This is a genomic window from Halomonas alkalicola, assembly GCF_030704205.1.
GTDB lineage: Bacteria > Pseudomonadota > Gammaproteobacteria > Pseudomonadales > Halomonadaceae > Halomonas > Halomonas alkalicola.
This window is the reverse complement of sequence record NZ_CP131913.1, coordinates 916,030-936,014: the sequence shown is the minus strand read 5'-3', so window position 1 is coordinate 936,014 and position 19,985 is coordinate 916,030. Positions and strand designations below refer to the sequence as shown.

Below are 19,985 nucleotides of genomic sequence, written 5' to 3'. Positions count from 1 at the left end.
TTTGTGCCCCCTTCAAGGAGAGTTTCTGCATGAGCCGTCTTTTTCTTCCCGTGCGTGCCCTGCTGGCCGGCCTGGTGCTGGCCCTGTTCGCCCTGCCGGCCAGCGCCGCCCCCGAGCGCTCCCCCGAGCAGGTGATCCGTGAAAGCGTCGAGACGCTCACCGCCGAGATCGAGGGGCGTCGCGACTACTTCGCCGACAACCTCGACGAGCTCAAGGCGCTGGTCGACGAGAGCCTGGATGACATCGCCGACTTCCGCTACATCGGGGCCAGCGTGATGGGGCGCTACTTCCAGAATGCCACGCCCCAGCAGCGCGCGCGGTTTGCCGATACCTTCCGCCAGACCCTGATCGACACCTACACCAAGGGCCTGGTCACCTTCGACTATCGCGAGCTGCGGGTGCTGAACAGCCAGCGCCCCCCGCGCCACGAGGACCAGGCCAGCGTCGACATGGAGGTGGTCGCGACCAGCGGCCAGGTCTACCCGGTCAGCTATTCGCTGCGCCTCTCCGGCGACGAGTGGCGGGTGGTCAACGTGATCGTCAACGGCATCAACCTGGGGCTCACCTTCCGCAACCAGTTCGACCAGGCCATGCGCGAACAGGGCCGCGACTATGACGCGGTGATCGACGGCTGGGCGCCGGAGCTGGCCGTCGAGGAGCTCGAGGAGGGCGGCAGCGCATGACCCGGCTGCTCGAGGGCGCGGACGTCTGCCTGGAGGCCGACGGCAGCGTGCTCAAGGTCGAGGGGCGGGTGGGCTTCGAGGCCGCCGCGGCCCTGGCCGAAGCGGGACGCGGCTGGCTCGCCAGCCAGCCCGCCGGCACCCGGGTCAGCTTCGACCTCACCGGCGTGGCCGACGTCAGCAGTGCGGCGCTCAGCGTGCTGCTGGAGTGGGCCCGTGCCGCGCGGGCCGCCGGCCTCAAGCTGCAGGCGGTGCGCCTCTCGCCGGCCCTGCGCCGGCTCACCGATCTCGCCGGACTGGAGCGCCTGCTCCCGGTGGAGAGCGACGCTGCCTGAGGCGATGGCCTGCCGAGATCGCCAAGCGACGCGCTTTTCATTACCATGGGCCATCCCCATTTCGTGCCATCGGTCGCGCCGCGCCCGGTGGCCTTCCCGTTTCAGACACAGGAGTGCCGCACCATGCACCCCAGCGACGTCAAGGCGCTGCTCGTTGCGCGCATCGAAGGCTGCGAGTTCCATATTCAGGGCGAAGGCTGCAACTTCCAGGTGGTGGCCGTGGGCGAGGTCTTCTCGGGCCTGTCGCCGGTCAAGCGCCAGCAGCTCATCTACGGGGCGCTGGCCGACGAGATCGCCTCCGGCGCCCTGCACGCGGTGAGCATCAAGACCTATACCCCGGCGCAGTGGGAAAGCGCGCCGGAAAACGCCGGTGCCTGAGATCGAGCCCCCATGGACAAGTTGATCATCACCGGCAACGGGCCGGTCGACGGCGAGGTATGGGCCAGCGGCGCCAAGAACGCTGCCCTGCCGATCCTGTGCGCCACCCTGCTTGCCGAGGAGCCGGTGACCATCGGCAACCTGCCGCACCTGCAGGACATCACCACCACCCTGGAGCTGCTCGGCCACCTCGGCGTCGAGCCGGTGATGGGCGAGAAGATGACCATTCAGCTCGACGGCGCCCAGGTGAAGCACTGCGATGCGCCCTATGAGCTGGTCAAGAAGATGCGCGCCTCCATCCTGGTGCTGGGGCCGCTGCTGGCCCACTTCGGCCACGCCGACGTCTCCCTGCCCGGCGGCTGCGCCATCGGCTCGCGCCCGGTGGACCTCCACCTGCGTGGCCTCGAGGCCATGGGCGCCGATATCCGCGTCGAGGGCGGCTACATTCGCGCCCGGGTCGATGGTCGCCTCAAGGGCGCCACCATCTTCTTCGATACCGTGACCGTGACCGGCACCGAGAACCTGCTGATGGCCGCCACCCTGGCCGACGGCACCACGGTGCTCGAGAATGCCGCCCGGGAGCCGGAGGTGGTCGATCTGGCCGAGTGCCTGATCAAGATGGGGGCGAGGATCCGCGGCCACGGCAGCGACACCATCGTCATCGAGGGCGTCGAGCGCCTGCACGGCGCCTACCACGACGTGATGCCCGACCGCATCGAGACCGGCACCTTCCTGGTGGCCGCCGCACTCTCCCGGGGGCGCGTCAAGGTGCGCCGCACCCGCGCCGATATCCTCGAGGCGGTGCTCGCCAAGCTCGAGGAGGCCGGCGCCGAGATCACCACCGGCGACGACTGGATCGCCCTGGACATGCACGGCAAGCGCCCGCGGCCGGTGAACATCCGCACCGCCCCCTATCCGGCCTTTCCCACCGACATGCAGGCGCAGTTCGTGGCCATGAATGCGGTGGCCGATGGGACCTCCCGGGTGGTGGAGACCATCTTCGAGAACCGCTTCATGCACGTCCAGGAGCTCAACCGTATGGGCGCCAGGATCGCCCTGGAAGGCAATACCGCGGTGATCGAGGGGGTCGAGCGCCTCTCCGGCGCCCCGGTGATGGCCACCGACCTGCGCGCCTCGGCGTCGCTGGTGATCGCGGCGATGATGGCCGAGGGCGAGACCCTGGTCGACCGCATCTACCATATCGACCGCGGCTACGAGTGCATCGAGGAGAAGCTGCAGCTGCTGGGTGCGCAGATTCGTCGCGTGCCGGGCTAAGGACGACCAAGGCAAGAGCATGAGCAAACAACTGATCCTGGCCCTCTCGAAGGGCCGCATACTCGACGAGACCCTGCCGCTGCTGGCCGATGCCGGCATCACCCCGGCCGAGGACCTGGGCAGGAGCCGCAAGCTGCTGTTCGACACCAACCTGCCCGACGTCAAGCTGGTGGTGATCCGCGCCACCGACGTGCCCACTTATGTGCAGCTGGGCGCCGCCGACCTGGGGGTCGCCGGCAAGGATGTGCTGCTCGAGCACGGCGCCGAGGGGCTCTACGAGCCGCTGGACCTGGAGATCGCCCGCTGCAAGCTGATGACCGCCGGGATCGTCGGGGCCGAGCCGGCCCGCGCCAGGCGCCGGGTGGCCACCAAGTTCGTCGGGGTGGCGCGCCGCTGGTACGCCGAGCAGGGCATCCAGGCCGAGGTGATCAAGCTCTATGGCGCCATGGAGCTGGCCCCGCTGATGAACCTGGCCGACGAGATCGTCGACATCGTCGACACCGGCAACACCCTGCGGGCCAACGGCATGGAGCCCCGCGAGCTGATCGCGCAGGTCTCCACCCGGTTGGTGGTCAACAAGGCCGCCATGACCATGAAGCACGCGCGGATCAAGCCGCTGCTGGAGCGCCTCGGCCAGGCCGTGGCCGCGCGCCGGGAAACCCTGGCCTGAACCGGCGGGGTTGGAGGAATGATAGCCATGGCGTCTCGACGCCATAGCCCAAGCCCCCTTGCTCCCTGGCCTCCGGGCCCGAACAATAGAGTCCTCCCCGATTGATGACGGAAGCTGCCATGACCGAGACAACCGCCCCCTCCGGCATCGCCCGGCTTGCCACTGCCGAGGCGAGCTTCGAAGACCGCCTGTCGACCCTGCTGGCCTGGGAGGGGGTCTCCGACGCCGCGGTGCAGCACCGCGTCGACGAGATCATCGCGGCGGTGAAGGCCCGCGGTGACGATGCCCTGGTGGAGGCCAGCAACCGCTTCGATCGCCTCTCGGCGACCGGCATGGCGGAGCTGACCCTGTCCGCCGAACGGCTGCGCCAGGCCTATGACGGCCTGCCCGCCGAGCAGCGCGAGGCGCTGGCCCAGGCCGCCGAGCGCATCCGCGTCTACCACGAGCGTCAGAAGCCCGAGTCCTGGCACTACACCGAGGCCGACGGCAGCGTGCTGGGCCAGCAGGTGATGCCGCTGGACCGCGCCGGCATCTACGTGCCGGGGGGCAAGGCGGCCTATCCCTCCTCGGTGCTGATGAACGCCATTCCCGCCCACGTGGCCGGGGTGCGCGAGATCATCATGGTGGTGCCGACCCCGGACGGCGTGCTCAACGAGCTGGTGCTGGCCGCCGCCCACCTGGCCGGCGTCGACCGGGTCTTCACCGTGGGCGGTGCCCAGGCGGTGGCGGCGCTGGCCTACGGCACCGAGACAGTGCCGCGGGTCGACAAGATCGTCGGGCCCGGCAACATCTACGTGGCCACGGCCAAGCGCGCGGTGTTCGGCCAGGTGGGGATCGACATGATCGCCGGCCCCTCGGAGATCCTGGTGGTCTCCGACGGTGGCACCGACCCGGAGTGGCTGGCCATGGACCTCTTCTCCCAGGCGGAGCACGACGAGGATGCCCAGTCGATCCTGGTGAGCTGGGACGCCGAGCACCTCGACGCCGTGGCGGCCGCCATCGATCGGCTGCTGCCGACCCTGGAGCGCGAGGAGATCGTGCGCGCGTCGCTCTCCCGTCGCGGCGCCCTGATCCGGTGCGCCAGCCGCGAGGAGGCGGTGGCGCTGATCAACCGCATCGCCCCCGAGCACCTGGAGCTCTCGGTGGCCAACCCCGAGGGCTGGCTGCCGGAGATTCGCCACGCCGGGGCCATCTTCATGGGCCGCTATACCGCGGAGGCGCTCGGCGACTACTGCGCCGGCCCCAACCACGTGCTGCCCACCTCGGGCACCGCGCGCTTCTCCTCGCCGCTCGGGGTCTACGACTTCCAGAAGCGCTCCTCGATCATCCATTGCTCCGCCGAGGGAGCGTCCCGACTCGGCCGGGTGGCCTCCGTGCTGGCCCGCGGCGAGTCGCTGACCGCCCACGCGCGCAGCGCCGAGTACCGCATCAAGGAGTGAGCCCGAGCCGGTCGGACGGTTCGGTCGAGACGCAGGAGGCCCCGCCATGGCGGGGCCTCCTGCGTTGGTGCGGGGCGCGGCAGGCTACTCCGGGCGGCGCAGCTCCGGTGCCGGGCGCTCGCCCACCTCCAGGGTGACCTGCAGCGTCTCGCCGCCGCGCACCACGGTGAGCGGCAGCGTCTCGCCGGGGGCCACCGCGGCGATGTCGGACATGGTGACCCGCGCATCGAGGATCGGGCGGTTGTCGATGGCCAGCAGCACATCGCCGGGCTGGAGGCCGGCCCGGTCGGCGGGGCCGTCCGGCACCACGCCGGCGATCACCACCCCGCGGGGCGCCTGCAGGCCGAAGGAGGCGGCCAGCTCCGGGTTGAGCTCCTGGGCCTCGACGCCGAGCCAGCCGCGAATCACCCGCCCCTGGGTGACCAGCTCCTCGAGGATGTTGGCGGCGAGGTTGGCGGGGATGGCGAAGCCGATGCCCTGGGAGCCGCCGGAGCGCGAGAAGATGGCGGTATTGATCCCCACCAGCGCCCCCTCGGCGTTGATCAGGGCGCCGCCGGAGTTGCCGGGGTTGATGGCGGCGTCGGTCTGGATGAAGTCCTCGTAGGCGTTGAGGCCCAGGTGGCTGCGTCCGGTGGCGCTGATGATGCCCATGGTGACGGTCTGGCCCACACCGAAGGGGTTGCCGATGGCCAGCGAGACATCGCCGATGGCCACCTCGGTGGAGTCGGCCAGCTCGATCACCGGCAGGGAGTCGAGGTCGATGCGCAGCACGGCCAGGTCGCTCTCCGGGTCGGTGCTGATCACCTCGGCCAGGGTCTCGCGGCCGTCGCGCAGCGCTACCTGGATCTGATCGGCCCCGCCGATCACGTGGTGGTTGGTCAGCACATAGCCCTCCTCGCTGACGATCACCCCGGAGCCGAGGCTCGACAGCATGCGCTGGCGGGCGGGCACGTCGTCGCCGAAGAACTGACGGAAGAAGGGGTCCGACATCAGCGGGTGCTGGTCGCGCTCCACCACCCGCGAGGAGTAGATGTTGACCACCGCCGGCGCCGCCTTCTCCACGGCGGCGGCGTAGCTTACCGGCCCCTGCTCGCGGGAGAGCGGGGCGGCCTGGCGCAGCTCCGGGGCGGGGCGCGGTTCGCTCTCCTGCGGTGCCTCGACCCGGGGGGAGACGCTCAATGGCGCCGGGGGCGGCTGGACCGTGGGTTGCGGCGGCGGTGTGGGGTCCGCCTGGCGTCCGCTCAGCTGCGGGAAGGTGTTGAGCAGCACCACGGCCAGCAGCACCCCGATGGTGATCGGCAGCAGGTAGGGCGTGAGCGAGCGCAGAAGGCGAGGCATGCGGGTCGGCGTCCTTGTGGCGGGCGGTCGCGGGGAGGGTGGCCCCGCCGGTACAATGGGGCAATTGTAACATTGTCACCCCGCAGACGTAGGGAGCTCTCCATGATGAATCGCGATGCGCTGGTGGCCGCCTGTGACCGGGAACTGGCGGCGGAACGCTTCAAGGACTACACGATCAACGGCCTCCAGGTCGAGGGCCGCGAGACGGTGCGCCGGGTGCTGAGCGGCGTTACCGCCTGCCAGGCGCTGCTCGACGAGGCGGTGGCCTGGCAAGCGGACCTGGTGCTGGTGCACCACGGCTTCTTCTGGAAGAACGAGCCGGTGGCGATCACCGGCATGAAGCGCCGGCGCATCCGCACCCTGCTGGCCCACGACATCAGCCTGCTGGCCTATCACCTGCCGCTGGATGCCCATGTCAGTCTGGGCAATAACGCCGAGCTGGCTCGCCGGCTGCCGTTCCGGGTGCAGGGCTGCGCCGACGGTGAGACGGGCGAGGGGCTGCTGTGGCTGGGCTCGCCGCCGACGGGGCTGGATGCCCGCGGCCTGGCCGCCCACGTGGGTCAGCGGCTCGAGCGCGAGCCGCTGCTGGTACAGGCGCCGGGCCAGGGCGAAATTCGCCGGGTGGCCTGGTGCACGGGGGGCGCCCAGGACATGATCACCGCGGCCTGGAAGGCGGGTGCCGACGCCTTCATCTCCGGCGAGATCTCCGAGCGCACCACCCACCTGGCCCGGGAGCTCGGCATCCACTACCTGGCGGCAGGGCACCATGCCACCGAGCGCTACGGGGTCCAGGCGCTGGGCGAGTGGCTGGCCGGCGAGTTCGGGCTCGAACACCGCTTCGTGGATATCGATAACCCGGCCTGAGGCACTGCCCAACGACCGCGCCCCGACGGGGTCGGGGCGCGGTAGCATCAGCCTGCGGCAGCCTCAGTGCCGCGGCGGCCTCAGTACGGCGGCGGTTGGGGCGCCTTGGCGTCCTCATCGTCTTTGAGGCCGAGACCTTGTCGAGAGCTCTGAGAGGGTGCCGCGGCGGCCTCAGTAGCGGGGCGGCTGAGGCGCCTTGGCGTCCTCGTCGTCCTTGAGGCCGAGACCTTGTCGAGAGCTCTGAGAGGGTGCCGCGGCGGCCTCAGTAGCGGGGCGGCTGAGGCGCCTTGGCGTCCTCGTCGTCCTTGAGGCCGAAATCCTCCGACAGGGTGCCGCCGGTGCCATCGGCATAGTCCCGGGGAGTGGCCGGTTCCTCGCTGCCCTCGGCCGCGGGGGCGCTGGCGGGGGTGGCCTCCAGGCCGGCGCGCGGGGCGCCCTTGCCGCCCAGGCGGCTGGCGTCCTGGGCCAGGCGGCTGGCCAGCGCCTCGCCGTCGCGCTGCAGGGCGCTCACCAGGCGGGAGATCTCCCCCAGGTGATCGTCCACGCCATCGCGCAGGGCCGCCAGTTCACGGTCGCGCTCGGCCAGGGGCTGGCGCAGCTTCTGCAGGCTGGCGGCGCTGGAGTTGAGCAGGTGGTAGCCCAGTGCGCCCAGCCCGATGCCGGCGAGCAGGCAGGCGATGGCCAGAATCCAGTTGATCTTGCTTGCGTCCACGTCTGTCTCCCTGCGGCGGTGGATTGGCCCGCCTCGGTGCGGGCCCGTCTGGGGCGAGGCCCCGGGCGCCCATTATAGGGCCGAGCCGCGGCGGCGGGTCAACGCGCCCCTCTGGCGGGGTCATGGCGGTGCGTGCCTCGGCCTCTATGCGTATAATGCGCAACCACCTACAGCCGAGATGGTCCGAACCCCGCATGAGTGCCACGCCGACCCCGCCCGAGTCCCGAGACGCTCGCCTGTCGCCCACCGAGCGCTATCGCGCCGACCTGAAGCGGGACGACTTCCAGTACGACCCCGCCCAGGAGCAGGCGGTCACCCACCTGCAGCGTCTGCATGACGACCTGATGGCCGCTCCGCGGCGCCGGCCACGGGCCGTGCCTCCCCAGGGGAAGATCGCCTCGCGCATGGCCGGCCTGTTCGGCAAGCGCAGCCGTCAGGCGTCGGCGCCCGAGTCGGTGCTGCCCGAGGTCACGGGCCTTTATTTCTGGGGCGGGGTGGGGCGCGGCAAGACCTATCTGGTGGACGCATTCTACGAGTCGCTGCCCTTCCCGGAGAAGATGCGCACCCACTTCCACCGCTTCATGCAGCGGGTCCACAACGAGCTGACCCACTACAAGGGCGAGAAGAACCCCCTGAAGCTGATCGCCGCCAAGTTCGCCAGCGAAGCGCGGGTGATCTGCTTCGACGAGTTCTTCGTCAAGGACATCACCGACGCGATGATCCTGGCCAACCTGCTCGAGGCGCTCTTCGAGCATGGCGTGGTGCTGGTGGCGACCTCCAATATCGTGCCCGACGACCTCTACAAGGACGGCCTGCAGCGAGCGCGTTTCCTGCCGGCCATCGAGCTGCTCAAGCGTCACTGCGAGGTGGTCAACGTCGACTCGGGCATCGACTACCGGCTGCGCGCCCTGGAGCGCGCCGAGATCTTCCATGCGCCGCTGGATGCCGCCGCGGAGAGCGAGCTTGCACGCAGCTTCCGGGAGATCGCCGGCCATGAGGGCGAGGCGGATGCCCCCATCGAGATCAACCATCGCGTGCTGCGGGCGCGGCGTCTCCACGACGACGTGGTGTGGTTCGAGTTTCGGGAGCTGTGCGATGGTCCGCGCAGCCAGAACGACTACATCGAGCTGGCTCGCGAGTTTCACACCGTGCTGGTCGCCAACGTCACCCGCATGAGCGGGGCGACGGATGACCAGGCGAGACGCTTCATCAACATGGTCGACGAGTTCTACGACCGCGGCGTCAAGCTGCTGATGTCCGCCGAGGTGCCCGCCGAGCGGCTCTACGCCGATGGCCGCCTCGAGTTCGAATTCCAGCGCACGCTGTCGCGTCTGCAGGAGATGCAGTCCCACGAGTACCTGGCGCTGCCCCACAAGCCGTGATCAGCATTGCGTCCCTGGCGTGATCTCGTGTAGAATTCGCGCGCTCTACTCGTTGTCCCCGTCTCTGTCCGCCGCGCGGCGAGCCCCGGCGGGTGGCAACCAAGAAGAATAGGGATGGTTCCATGCCGGAGAGCCGGCTGAGAACCCAATACACTTGAACTGGTGATAGCTCCATGAAGACGTTCACTGCTAAGCCGCAGACCGTCCAGCGCGACTGGTATGTCGTCGACGCCACGGACAAGACGCTCGGCCGCCTGGCCACCGAAATCGCTCGTCGCCTGCGTGGCAAGCACAAGCCGGAATTCACCCCGCACGTCGACACCGGCGATTACATCGTCGTCGTCAACGCCGAGAAGGTGAAGGTCACCGGCAACAAGGCCAAGGCCAAGACCTACTACCGTCATACTGGCTACCCCGGTGGCCTGCGCTCCATGACCTTCGACAAGCTGCTCGACCATGCGCCCGAGCGCATCATCGAAGGCGCCGTCAAGGGCATGCTGCCCAAGGGTCCGCTGGGCCGCGCCATGTATTCCAAGCTCAAGGTCTATGCCGGTGCCGAGCATCCGCACGCCGCCCAGCAGCCGCAAGAACTGAACATCTGAGGGAGTCTTCGCCATGACACAGCAGTATTACGGTACCGGGCGCCGCAAGACCTCTACCGCCCGTGTCTTCATGAAGCCGGGCACCGGCAAGATCACCGTCAACAGCCTTGAGCTGGACCAGTACTTCGGCCGCGTTACCGGCCGCATGGTGGTCCGCCAGCCGCTCGAGCTGACCGATACCCTGAACCAGTTCGACGTCTTCGTGACCGTCAAGGGCGGTGGCGGCTCCTCCCAGGCCGGCGCCATCCGTCACGGCATTACCCGTGCCCTGATGGAGTACAACGAGGAGTTCCGCAGCCAGCTGCGTGAGGCCGGCTACGTGACCCGCGACGCCCGTCAGGTCGAGCGCAAGAAAGTGGGTCTGCGCAAGGCGCGTCGTCGCCCGCAGTTCTCCAAGCGTTAAGCGCCGATTATCGCGCCAGAGACGCTCACGCCCGAGTCTACGACTCGGGCGTTTTTGTTTTAGGATCAATGATTTGACGGGCGTGTTACACCTTCGTCAAGGGTCGTTGTCCTTGTATGGTGAGCCGCATTTTCTTACTATAGTGCGCATTTGGTATCCGTGGTCGCGGGATGCTTTTCCGCCCGTGATGGATCAACGGGTAAGCTGATGGGAGAAACCTTGAAATGGCAGATAACGGCGTAAACAAGGGTCGGCGCCGTTTCCTCGTAGGTGCCACCACCGTCGTGGGTGCGGTGGGTGCCGTCGGGGTAGCGGTCCCCTTTGTGGCTTCCTGGCAGCCCAGTGCCAGGGCGAGAGCGGCGGGTGCGCCGGTTCAGGCGGATATCTCCAAGCTTGAGCCGGGGCAGCGCATGACCGTCGAGTGGCGCGGTCGGCCGGTATGGATCATCAACCGCACGCCGGAGATGATCGAGCGCACCGAGAGCTTCGACGGCTCTCGCCTGTCCGATCCCGATTCGCAGGTGCAGCAGCAGCCCGCCTACATCAGTGGCCCGCTGCGCTCCATCCGCCCCGAGATCGGCGTGCTGATCGGCATCTGTACCCACCTGGGCTGCTCGCCGCTCTTCCGTCCCGAGCCCGATGCGGTCGACATGAGTGGCTGGCCGGGCGGTTTCTTCTGCCCCTGCCACGGCTCCTACTTCGACCTGGCGGGTCGCGTATTCCGCAACGTGCCGGCGCCCAGCAACCTGGAGGTGCCGCCGTATCGCTTCGAGACCGACGACATCATCATTGTCGGTGAAGACGAGGAGACTGCCTGATGGGTAACCCGAACAAGGCGAAGGCAGAAAAGGGCCTGATGCGCTGGGTCGATGATCGCTTCCCCGCCACCCAGATGGTTCAGGACCACCTGACCAAGTATTACGCGCCCAGGAACTTCAACTTCTGGTACTTCTTCGGCTCGCTGGCCCTGCTGGTGCTGGTCAACCAGATCCTCACCGGCGTCTGGCTGACCATGAGCTACAACCCCTCGGGAGAGGGTGCCTTCGCTTCCGTCGAGTACATCATGCGCGACGTGGAGTACGGCTGGCTGATTCGCTACATGCACTCCACCGGTGCGTCGGCCTTCTTCGTGGTGATCTACCTGCACATGTTCCGCGGCCTGCTTTACGGCTCCTACAAGGCGCCCCGCGAGCTGGTGTGGATCTTCGGCATGGCCATCTACCTGCTGCTCATGGCCGAGGCCTTCATGGGCTACCTGCTGCCCTGGGGGCAGATGTCCTACTGGGGTGCCCAGGTCATCATCTCGCTGTTTGCCACCATCCCGTTCATCGGTCCCGACCTGGCCCAGTGGATTCGCGGTGACTTCCTGATCTCCGGTATCACCCTGAACCGCTTCTTCGCCCTGCACGTGGTGGCCCTGCCCATCGTGATCCTGGCGCTGGTGGTGCTGCACCTGATCGCCCTGCATGAGGTGGGTTCCAACAACCCGGACGGCATCGACATCAAGGAGAAGAAGGACGAGACCGGCAAGCCGCTGGACGGCATCCCCTTCCACCCCTACTACACGGTGAAGGACATCGTCGGCGTGGCCGTGTTCCTGTTCGTCTTCGCGGCGGTGATCTTCTACTTCCCCGAGGGCGGCGGCTACTTCCTCGAGCGTCCGAACTTCGAGCCCGCCAACCCGATGGTGACGCCTGACCATATCGCGCCGGTGTGGTACTTCACGCCCTTCTACGCGATCCTGCGTGCGATCACCTTCAATATTGGCCCGCTGCAGGCCGAGTTCCTCGGCGTGCTCTTCATGGGCGGTGCCATCGCGGTGCTCTTCGTGCTGCCCTGGCTCGATCGCAGCCCGGTGCGCTCCATGCGCTACAAGGGCTGGATGTCCAAGGTGATGCTGACCCTGTTCGCCATCAGCTTCGTGGTCCTGGGCGTCCTCGGCGCCATCCCGGCCACAGGGCTCCGCACTGCGGTGGCGCAGCTGTGCACCGCGATCTACTTCGCCTTCTTCCTGCTGATGCCGATCTACACCAGGCTGGAGAAGACCAAACCCGTTCCGGAGAGGGTGACTGGCTAATGAAAAAGCAACTCTTCGCACTGCTCTTCGCGCTGGTGCCGTTCGCGGCCATGGCGGCTCCGCTGCCGGACATGCCGCACTCGATGTCGCCGGACCTCAGCGACACGGCGTCCCTGCAGCGTGGCAAGCAGCTCTACGTCAACTACTGCATGGGCTGCCACTCTCTGGAGCACCATCGTTTCGCCCGCTCCGCTGCCGATCTGGGTATTCCCCAGGACCTGATCGAGGAGAATCTGATCTTCTCCAGCGAGCTGGCCTTCAACGACCAGATGCATGTTGCCATGCAGTCGGGTGACTCCGAGAACTGGTTCGGTGTGGCACCGCCCGATCTGACGCTGTTCAGTCGCCTGCGGGGAGCGGACTACATCTACTCCTATCTGCTGGGGTTCTATCGTGACCCGAGTCAGCCGCTCGGCGTCAACAACACCGTGCTCGAGGCGTCGGCCATGCCCAACGTGCTCGAGCCCCTGCAGGGCGTGCAGGAGATGGTGTGCAGCGAGAGCGACCGGCCGCTGCCGGGCGCCGAGCTGGACCCGCTGACCGGCAAGTACCAGTCCTGCGAGGTGCTGCAGATCACTCGCCCGGGCAGCATGGAGCCGGACGAGTTCGAGGAGGCCATGTACGACCTGACCAATTTCCTGGTCTACGTGGGCGAGCCTTCCAAGCTCCAGGCCCAGGCCCTGGCGCCCAAGGTGTTGATCTTCATCTTCATCTTCGGTGTCATCGCCTACCTGCTGAAGCGTGAGTACTGGCGCGATATCCACTGATCCACTGCGGTGGTGACGTTCGGGGGCGCATGGCCGAGGGTCATGCGCCCCCTGTGGTTTCTGCTGGCAGCCTGGGAGCACGGCCTCCCGCTGCCCGCTGTCGTGTTATCATTGCCGTTCGAACTGATGCGAGGATTCTTTCATGGGTGTAGTGGCCAAGCGGTCGTCGATGATCTTCTACTCGGGTGGTGCTGATCACCTCAGCCATCGCGTACGGATCGTGCTCGCCGAGAAGGGCGTGGCGGTGGACATCGTCGAGGTCACCGACGAGCAGCACCCCGAGGAGCTCGCCGACCTCAACCCCTACAACAGCGTGCCCACCCTGCTGGATCGCGAGCTGGTGCTCTACGAGTCCAAGGTGATGATGGAGTACCTGGACGAGCGCTTCCCCCATCCGCCGCTGCTGCCGGTCTACCCGGTGGCGCGTGCCCAGAGCCGGCTGTGGATGCATCGCGTCGAACGCGAATGGTGTCCGCTGGTCGAGCAGATCGAGAAGGGGCCCAAGAAGGAGGCGGACAAGGCGCGCAAGGAGCTGCGCGAGAGCCTGATCGGCATCTCGCCGATCTTCGAGGACATGCCCTACTTCATGAGCGAGGAGTTCACCCTGGTGGACTGCTGCCTGGCGCCGCTGCTCTGGCGTCTCCCGGCACTCGGCATCGAGCTGCCCGAGAAGCAGGTCAAGCCGCTGCTCGGCTACATGGAGCGGGTCTTCGAGCGTGAGGGCTTCAAGGCCTCGCTGAGCGAAATCGAGCGCGAGATGCGCAGCTGAATACACCGCCCCCGGCCCGGCCGGGGGCCGCAATCCGGAGGGCCTGACGATGTCATCCAGTCGCCCCGAGTCGAGTCGCCCCTATCTGGCCAGAGCCCTGTATCAGTGGCTGCTGGACAACGACCTGACCCCCTATATCGTGGTCGATGCGGAGCAGCCCGGCGTGGAAGTGCCGCGGCAGTTCGTCCAGAACGGGCAGATCGTGCTCAACCTCTCGCCCGGCGCGGTGCGGGACCTCTTCATGGAGAACGAGGCGCTGGGTTTCTCCGCCCGTTTCGGCGGCCAGCCGATGCGGCTGATGGTGCCCACCTCGGCTCTGGTGGCCATCTACGCCCGCGAGAACGGCGTGGGCATGGTATTCGGCCATGAGCCGGTGCTGGCCAGCGCCGAGGCGCCCAGCGAGGAGGGGCCGAGCCTGACCAGCGTGGAGGGCGACGGCGAAGCGCCCGGCGCGCCCCGGAGCGAGGGGGGCGAGCAGGGCGGTGGCGAGAAGGCCGACGGGACGCCACGCAAGCGCAAGCCCTCGCTGCGGGTGATCAAGTAGCGCCTCGCCGACGTGTCGGCACGGCGCCATCAACGCGAAACGGCAGGCCGCTGGCCTGCCGTTTCGCGTTTTCCGGTCCCCGCGCCTGGCGGGGAGGCCGCCCTCAGTCGGTGTAGTCGAACACCTTGACGATGCGCTGCATGCCGCCGACGTTGGAGACGGCGTCGACGATGCGGTCGCCTTCGGCACGGCTGACGATGCCCATCAGGTAGACGCTGGCATTCTCGGTGACCACGCGGATGCGGCCCGAGTCGATGCGCTCGTTGGCGGCCAGACTGGTGCGGATGCGGGTGTTGAGCCAGGAGTCGGAGAGGCGCTGGCTGGCCGGGAGGTTGGCGGCCACGGAGAGCTCGTTGTGGACCTCGCGCACATTGCGCACCTCGCGGGCGACCTCGCTGGCCTTCTCCTTGAGCTCCTGGCTCGGCACCTGGCCGGTGAGCAGGACCACGCCGTTGTAGGTGTCGACGTTGATGCGGGCGTCGCCCAGGCGGGCGTCGGTGCGGCGCAGGTTGTGGCTGATCTTGGTCTCGATGTTCTGATCTTCGACCTGGGTGCCGACGGTGCGCTTGCCGTAGTTCTCGTCGATGGTGCCCTGGTGGGTGACGCCGGTGACGGTGGTGCAGCCGGCGACGCCCAGGGCGGTGGCCAGCAGCAGGGAGGTGAGCAGGGGCTTGCGGGTCATGGGCTTTACTCGCTTGTACCGAAGAGTTGTTCGTCGATCAGGTCGCAGAGGCAGTGGATCACCAGCAGGTGCACTTCCTGGATGCGGGCCGTGGAGGTGGCCGGGACGCGGATCTCGCAGTCGTCCTGGCCGAGCAGCGAGGCCATGTTGCCGCCGTCGCGGCCGGTCAGTGCCACGACCGTCATGTCGCGGTCGTGGGCGGCCTGGATGGCCTGGATGACGTTGGCCGAGTTGCCGCTGGTGGAGATCGCCAGCAGGATGTCGCCGGGCTGTCCCAGGGCTCGGATCTGCTTGGAGAAGACCTCGTTGTAGCTGTAGTCGTTGGCGATGGAGGTCAGCGTCGATGTGTCGGTGGTCAGCGCCAGGGCCGGCAGGCTGGGGCGCTCGCGCTCGAAGCGGTTGAGCAGCTCGGAGGAGAAATGCTGGCTGTCGCCGGCGCTGCCGCCGTTGCCGCAGGCCAGGATCTTGCCCTCGTTGACCAGGCACTGGACCATCATCTGGCTGGCCACCTCGATAAAGGGCGGCAGCACCTCGCTGGCGTAGGTCTTGGTGTCGATGCTGGCGTTGAAATGGCCGAGAATGCGCTGCTGGAAATCCATGTGGCGTCCGGGTCCTTTGGCAGGGTGACGTGACCGGTCAGTACGCCTCGAAGGCGTTGGCGACCCAGTCGTACTCGAGGTGGGGCGGCAGGCCGGTGACGGCCAGCACATCGAAGCGGCAGGGACATGATAGCCGGTTGCGATGGAGATAAAAACGCGCGGCCCGGATCAGGCGGCGCTGCTTGGAGGGGGTGACGGTCTCCAGCGGGTGGCCGTGGCGGCTGTCGGCCCGGTGGCGCACCTCGACGAACACCAGGGTCTCGCCGTCGCGCATCACCAGGTCGAGTTCGCCTCCCTTGGCGTGCTGGTTCACCGCCTCCAGGGCCAGGCCGCGCTCGGCGAGCCAGGCCGCGGCGAGGCGCTCGATGGCCTCGCCGCGGGCGCGGGCATCACGGGGTCCGTTCATCGCCGAAGATCCCGGGGATCAGGATCGGCTGGGGGACGCCGTTGACGAAGCGAGCCCAGGGCAGCTGGCGCTCGATGCGCCCATCGCTGCCCGGGCGCAGGGTGCCGGTGGCGCCCTGCACTTCGCTCCCGGGGATGGCCTGCAGCTGGGGCAGGCGGCGGGCCAGTTCGAAGGCGTCCACGCCCATGGCCTGCAGGCGGAACACCGTGGGGTCCGACTCCTCGCGCAGCGAACGGTAGCTGTCGAGGAAGGGCAGCACCTCGACGCCGCCCACGGCGGCCTCGGGGATCTGCCAGGGGATGTCGAGGAACTGGACGTCGTTCAGGTCGTTGTCCAGGCGCGGGTTGATGCGCCCCTCGAAGAGGTGTGAAGTGGCGTAGACCGGCAGCTGGCTGGCGTTGAAGTAGTCCAGGGTGGGCGGCACCTGGCGGGCGTAGTCCGGCAGGCCCAGCAGGAACAATGCGTCCGGGCGCGGGTTGCTGATGGCGCGGCGGGTGCTCTCGGTGGCCGGGGCGCCGGGGTTGTAGCGCACGGCATTGGTCACCTCACCGCCCAGGGCCTGCCACTCGTTCCAGAACGCCTCGCCGACGCGGCGCCCCCAGTCGTTGTCGGGCACCAGCAGGGCGGCGCGGCGATGGCCGTCCCGCCAGGTGCGGAGGGCGGCCTGGCGGGCCTCGTCCTCGGCGGAGAGGCCGTACTGGAAGAGCCCGTCGGCGCGGTTGCGCTCGGCGTGGCCGTAGTTGAGCGCCAGGGTGAGCAGCGGCACCCGGTCGCGCGCCTCGAGCTGGCTCACCTGGTCCTTGTCCAGGGGGCCGATCACCACCTGGGCGCCGCGGCTCTCGGCCTCGCGATAGAGCGATTCGAGGTCGCCGCTGGCGGCGTCGATGAAGCTCAGACGGACGTCGCCGCCGCTATTGCGATGCTGGGTACGCATGCCTTCGGCGATGGCCGCGGCGGGGCGCGCCAGAGGGCCGGACTCCGGCAGCAGCACGGCGATATGGCGCACCTCAAGGCCGCGCAGTTCGCCCAGGGCGGCAAGGTCGGCGGGCAGCTGGCGGGCCGCCGGATGGCGGCCGTTGCGGCTGCGCCACTCCTCCAGGCGCCCAAGGAAGCGCTCGATATCGCCCCCGCTTGCGCGGTATAGCTCGGTGAGTTCGAGCCAGCCCCGGGTCAGGGCGTCCTCGTCCCGGGCCAGGACGCTGATGGCCTGGTGGTCCATGCGGATGAGGGCCTCCCAGATCGGGTCGTTGAGCGCCACGTCATCGGTCTCGGCCTGGACGCGCAGCAGCGCCCGGGCGGCGCCGGCCGGCTCGTCCTCGGCCAGCAGCGCCAGGCCCATCCGCTCGCGCAGGGCCCTGGACTGGGCGGGCTCCAGGGCGAGCTCATCCAGGTCGCGGGTGGCTTGGATCACCGCCTGCGGCTCGCCCAGCGCCTCGCCGAGGTCGGCCAGCAGCAGGGCCCAGCGGGCGCGCTGCGGACCCTCGAGCAGGCTGTCGTCGATGTCGGAGGCGACCCGAAGCGCCTGGGTGCGTTCCCCCTGGCGTGCTAGGATGTCGGCCGCCTCGAGCCGGCTCCTGGCCGCCTGGGCCGGTTCCTGCTGGCCGGCCTGTTCGAGCAGGCGTGCGGGGTCATCTTCCGTCACGCGATCGACGATGCCCGGTGCCGTGGCACAGCCCGCCAGCAGCAGCGCAAGGAGCGCGGTGGCCAGCAGGCCGCGAGTGGGTATCCGCATGAATCCATCCTTAGTCCGTTGTGTCGGTCATTGCGCCGAGGAGCCACAAGTGTCAGACGCTAACTCAGCCTCATTGTACGTGGTCGCCACGCCGATTGGGAATCTGGAGGACCTGAGCCCGCGCGCCGCGCGGCTGCTGGGAGAAGTGGCACTGATCGCCGCCGAGGATACCCGCCATACCGGCCGGCTGCTGCGCCACCTGGGGCTCTCGGTGCCGCTGCTCTCGCTGCATGAGCACAACGAGGCGGCGCGGGTCGAGCAGCTGGACGCCCGGCTGGTGGCCGGCGAGTCCATCGCCCTGGTCTCCGACGCCGGCACGCCGCTGATCAGCGACCCGGGCTTCGTGCTGGTGCGCGAGCTGCGCGCCCGGGGGCGGCGCATCGTGCCGGTGCCGGGCGCCTGCGCCCTGGTGGCCGCGCTCTCGGCGGCGGGCCTGCCCACCGACCGCTTCACCTTCCAGGGATTCCTGCCGGCCAAGGGGGGCGGACGCCGCGCGCGCCTCGAGGCGCTGGCCGCCCGGGAGGAGACCCTGGTCTTCTACGAGTCGCCCCACCGCATCCGCGACACCCTGGCCGACCTGGCGACGGTGGTTGGCAAGCGGCGCCTGGTGCTGGCCCGGGAGCTGACCAAGGCCTTCGAGACCTTCCTCGACGGCTCGGCGGACGAGCTGCTGGCGCGCATGGAGGCCGACCCCGACCAGGCCCGCGGCGAGTTCGTGGTGATGGTGGCTGGTGCCGCCCCCCGCGAGGAAGAGGAGGCCTCGGTGGTGGAGGGCGAGGCGCTGCTCGCGGCGCTGCTGGCCGAGGGCGTCGGCGTCAAGCAGGCGGCCGCGGTGGCGGCGCGGGTGCTGGGGGGCGGCAAGAAGGCCTGGTATGCCCGCGCCCAGGCTCTCAAGGGTGCGGGTTGAGCCGCGATCAGGCATTGAGGGGCCTACGGGGCGCTGGTATGCTTGCCGCGGGAGTCGGCCAGACAGTCGCCGCCGGAGAGATCCGGGGGAGGAAAGTCCGGGCTCCACAGGGCAGAGTGCCAGGTAACGCCTGGGCGGCGTGAGCCGACGGAAAGTGCAGCAGAGAGCAGACCGCCTACGTCTCCTTCGGGAGGCCGGCAAGGGTGAAAGGGTGCGGTAAGAGCGCACCGCGCGCCTGGTAACAGTGCGTGGCACGGTAAACCCCACTCGGAGCAAGACCAAATAGGAACCCCATGACGTGGCCCGCGTCGGGTTCGGGTAGGTTGCTTGAGGGTCGCGGTGACGCGCCCCCTAGAGGAATGACTGTCCACGACAGAACCCGGCTTATCGGCCGGCTCCCCCCTGATTTCCACCCCTGAGCGTGCGGTCTGTGGCCGACCCGCCAGCCCATGATCGAGATACGCATGTCGTCATCCGCACCTGATACTGCCTCGCGCGGCTTCCGTCATGCCAGCGTCCTGCTCGACGGCGCCGTGGAGGCCCTGGTGCACGACACCGATGGGGTCTACCTGGACGGCACCTTCGGCCGCGGGGGCCACTCCCGCGCCATCCTTGACCGGCTCTCGCCGGCCGGGCGCCTGATCGCCATCGACCGCGACCCCGAGGCCATCGCCGAGGCCGCGGCCATCGACGACACCCGCTTCACCATCGAGCGCGCGGAGTTCGCCCGCCTGGGCGAGATCGCCGGGCAGCACGGCGTGCACGGCCAGCTGGCCGGCATCCTGCTCGACGTCGGCGTCTCCTCGCCGCAGCTCGACGACCCCGAGCGCGGCTTCAGCTTCCTGCGCGATGGTCCCCTGGACATGCGCATGGACCCCACCCAGGGGGAGAGCGCAGCGGCCTTCATCGCGCGCGCCAGCGAAGCCGAGCTGGCGCGGGTGTTCAAGGAGTACGGCGAGGAGCGCTATGCCCGCCGGCTGGCCAAGGCCATCGTCGCCCGTCGCGGCGAGCAGCCCTTCCTGCGCACCGCGGACCTGGCCGAGGTGGTCAAGACGGCCCACCCTGCCTGGGAGAAGCACAAGCACCCCGCGACGCGGGTCTTCCAGGCGCTGCGCATCCATGTCAACGGTGAGCTCGAGCAGCTCGATGCGGCCCTGGAAGCGGCCCTCGAGGCCCTGGCCCCCGGTGGCCACCTGGTGGTGATCAGCTTCCACTCGCTGGAGGATCGCCGGGTCAAGCGCTTCATTCGCCACCACGTGCGCGGTGATTCCCACCTGCCGCGGGGCATGCCGATTGCCGATACGGAGCTCGAGCGGCGCCTCGAGGCGCTTGGCAAGGCGCAGCGGGCCGGCCCCGAGGAGGTCGAGGAGAACCCCCGGGCACGCAGTGCGGTGATGCGGGCGGCTCGCAAGCGTTACTGAGGG

Annotated in this window: 23 protein-coding genes and 1 other RNA gene; 18 read left to right on the top strand and 6 right to left on the bottom strand. The window is 68.7% G+C overall.

The window, feature by feature from the left end; translation table 11 throughout:
• Positions 1-29 precede the first annotated feature (29 nt).
• The 6 genes from B6N23_RS04495 (at position 30) to hisD (ending at position 4,777) form a co-directional block, all read left to right on the top strand.
• Entirely contained in the window at positions 30-683 is a 654-nt protein-coding gene (locus B6N23_RS04495; protein WP_305502263.1) for an MlaC/ttg2D family ABC transporter substrate-binding protein, read from the top strand.
• Positions 680-1,015 (top strand): STAS domain-containing protein, encoded by a 336-nt coding sequence (locus B6N23_RS04490; RefSeq protein WP_305502261.1) that lies wholly within the window; start codon positions 680-682, stop codon positions 1,013-1,015. Before B6N23_RS04495 ends, B6N23_RS04490 begins: the two co-directional genes overlap by 4 nt.
• 123 nt (positions 1,016-1,138) lie before the next feature.
• Positions 1,139-1,393: a BolA family protein gene (locus tag B6N23_RS04485; RefSeq protein WP_305502259.1), complete on the top strand. Its 255-nt coding sequence runs from the start codon at positions 1,139-1,141 to the stop codon at positions 1,391-1,393.
• 12 nt (positions 1,394-1,405) lie between these two features.
• Positions 1,406-2,668 carry a UDP-N-acetylglucosamine 1-carboxyvinyltransferase gene (gene murA, locus B6N23_RS04480; protein ID WP_305502257.1) on the top strand — a complete coding sequence of 421 codons (1,263 nt, stop codon included), beginning with the start codon at positions 1,406-1,408 and terminating at the stop codon, positions 2,666-2,668.
• Positions 2,669-2,687: 19 nt separating this feature from the next.
• Complete coding sequence (hisG, locus tag B6N23_RS04475; RefSeq protein ID WP_110068138.1) at positions 2,688-3,338, top strand: ATP phosphoribosyltransferase; 651 nt, start codon at positions 2,688-2,690, stop codon at positions 3,336-3,338.
• A 119-nt stretch (positions 3,339-3,457) separates the two neighbouring features.
• Entirely contained in the window at positions 3,458-4,777 is a 1,320-nt protein-coding gene (gene hisD, locus B6N23_RS04470; RefSeq protein ID WP_302141941.1) for a histidinol dehydrogenase, read from the top strand.
• Positions 4,778-4,861: 84 nt separating this feature from the next.
• Here hisD and B6N23_RS04465 read toward each other — a convergent pair whose 3' ends face one another.
• A complete protein-coding gene (locus B6N23_RS04465; protein ID WP_305502253.1) occupies positions 4,862-6,115 on the bottom strand; it encodes a S1C family serine protease in 1,254 nt (417 codons plus the stop codon).
• A 102-nt stretch (positions 6,116-6,217) separates the two neighbouring features.
• Here B6N23_RS04465 and B6N23_RS04460 point away from each other — a divergent pair, with 102 nt between their 5' ends.
• Positions 6,218-6,979, top strand: coding sequence for a Nif3-like dinuclear metal center hexameric protein (locus tag B6N23_RS04460; RefSeq protein ID WP_305502251.1), 762 nt, complete (start codon positions 6,218-6,220; stop codon positions 6,977-6,979).
• Between the two features lie 262 nt (positions 6,980-7,241).
• Here B6N23_RS04460 and B6N23_RS04455 read toward each other — a convergent pair whose 3' ends face one another.
• Positions 7,242-7,691, bottom strand: coding sequence for a Z-ring associated ZapG family protein (locus B6N23_RS04455; protein WP_305502249.1), 450 nt, complete (start codon positions 7,689-7,691; stop codon positions 7,242-7,244).
• Between the two features lie 194 nt (positions 7,692-7,885).
• On the opposite strand from B6N23_RS04455, the gene zapE reads away from it, so the two are divergent.
• The 8 genes from zapE to B6N23_RS04415 all read left to right on the top strand — a co-directional run bounded on the left by zapE (position 7,886) and on the right by B6N23_RS04415 (position 14,235).
• The gene (zapE, locus tag B6N23_RS04450; protein WP_305502236.1) at positions 7,886-9,073 is read left to right on the top strand and encodes a cell division protein ZapE; all 1,188 of its coding nucleotides are present in this window, start codon (positions 7,886-7,888) and stop codon (positions 9,071-9,073) included.
• Positions 9,074-9,246: 173 nt separating this feature from the next.
• Positions 9,247-9,675, top strand: a complete 429-nt coding sequence (gene rplM / locus B6N23_RS04445; protein WP_110068133.1) for a 50S ribosomal protein L13 — start codon at positions 9,247-9,249, stop codon at positions 9,673-9,675.
• A 13-nt stretch (positions 9,676-9,688) separates the two neighbouring features.
• A complete protein-coding gene (rpsI, locus tag B6N23_RS04440; protein WP_110068132.1) occupies positions 9,689-10,078 on the top strand; it encodes a 30S ribosomal protein S9 in 390 nt (129 codons plus the stop codon).
• Between the two features lie 224 nt (positions 10,079-10,302).
• Positions 10,303-10,896, top strand: coding sequence for a ubiquinol-cytochrome c reductase iron-sulfur subunit (gene petA, locus B6N23_RS04435; protein WP_169957892.1), 594 nt, complete (start codon positions 10,303-10,305; stop codon positions 10,894-10,896).
• Entirely contained in the window at positions 10,896-12,155 is a 1,260-nt protein-coding gene (locus tag B6N23_RS04430) for a cytochrome b (protein ID WP_169957893.1), read from the top strand. Before petA ends, B6N23_RS04430 begins: the two co-directional genes overlap by 1 nt.
• On the top strand, positions 12,155-12,922 hold the full coding sequence (locus B6N23_RS04425) for a cytochrome c1 (RefSeq protein ID WP_169957894.1): 768 nt from the start codon (positions 12,155-12,157) through the stop codon (positions 12,920-12,922). The genes B6N23_RS04430 and B6N23_RS04425 overlap by 1 nt, the downstream gene beginning before the upstream one ends.
• Positions 12,923-13,064: 142 nt before the next feature.
• Complete coding sequence (gene sspA, locus B6N23_RS04420; RefSeq protein WP_169957895.1) at positions 13,065-13,691, top strand: stringent starvation protein SspA; 627 nt, start codon at positions 13,065-13,067, stop codon at positions 13,689-13,691.
• Positions 13,692-13,740: 49 nt separating this feature from the next.
• On the top strand, positions 13,741-14,235 hold the full coding sequence (locus B6N23_RS04415) for a ClpXP protease specificity-enhancing factor (RefSeq protein WP_305502233.1): 495 nt from the start codon (positions 13,741-13,743) through the stop codon (positions 14,233-14,235).
• Between the two features lie 103 nt (positions 14,236-14,338).
• On the opposite strand, the gene B6N23_RS04410 is transcribed toward B6N23_RS04415, so the two are convergent.
• Genes B6N23_RS04410 through B6N23_RS04395 form a run of 4 tightly spaced genes read right to left on the bottom strand, consistent with a single transcriptional unit; the run spans position 14,339 to position 17,654 of the window.
• Positions 14,339-14,917 carry a BON domain-containing protein gene (locus tag B6N23_RS04410; protein ID WP_305502231.1) on the bottom strand — a complete coding sequence of 193 codons (579 nt, stop codon included), beginning with the start codon at positions 14,915-14,917 and terminating at the stop codon, positions 14,339-14,341.
• A 5-nt stretch (positions 14,918-14,922) separates the two neighbouring features.
• The gene (locus tag B6N23_RS04405) at positions 14,923-15,516 is read right to left on the bottom strand and encodes a phosphoheptose isomerase (RefSeq protein WP_110068125.1); all 594 of its coding nucleotides are present in this window, start codon (positions 15,514-15,516) and stop codon (positions 14,923-14,925) included.
• Positions 15,517-15,553: 37 nt separating this feature from the next.
• Positions 15,554-15,922 carry a YraN family protein gene (locus B6N23_RS04400; RefSeq protein ID WP_302141945.1) on the bottom strand — a complete coding sequence of 123 codons (369 nt, stop codon included), beginning with the start codon at positions 15,920-15,922 and terminating at the stop codon, positions 15,554-15,556.
• Positions 15,906-17,654 carry a penicillin-binding protein activator gene (locus tag B6N23_RS04395; protein ID WP_305502227.1) on the bottom strand — a complete coding sequence of 583 codons (1,749 nt, stop codon included), beginning with the start codon at positions 17,652-17,654 and terminating at the stop codon, positions 15,906-15,908. Before B6N23_RS04395 ends, B6N23_RS04400 begins: the two co-directional genes overlap by 17 nt.
• A 49-nt stretch (positions 17,655-17,703) precedes the next feature.
• On the opposite strand from B6N23_RS04395, the gene rsmI reads away from it, so the two are divergent.
• The 3 genes from rsmI (at position 17,704) to rsmH (ending at position 19,982) form a co-directional block, all read left to right on the top strand.
• Positions 17,704-18,561: a 16S rRNA (cytidine(1402)-2'-O)-methyltransferase gene (rsmI, locus tag B6N23_RS04390; protein WP_305502225.1), complete on the top strand. Its 858-nt coding sequence runs from the start codon at positions 17,704-17,706 to the stop codon at positions 18,559-18,561.
• A 50-nt stretch (positions 18,562-18,611) separates the two neighbouring features.
• Positions 18,612-18,964: RNase P RNA component class A (rnpB, locus tag B6N23_RS04385), an RNA gene on the top strand.
• 61 nt (positions 18,965-19,025) lie between these two features.
• Complete coding sequence (gene rsmH, locus B6N23_RS04380; protein WP_169957901.1) at positions 19,026-19,982, top strand: 16S rRNA (cytosine(1402)-N(4))-methyltransferase RsmH; 957 nt, start codon at positions 19,026-19,028, stop codon at positions 19,980-19,982.
• Positions 19,983-19,985: the final 3 nt, after the last annotated feature.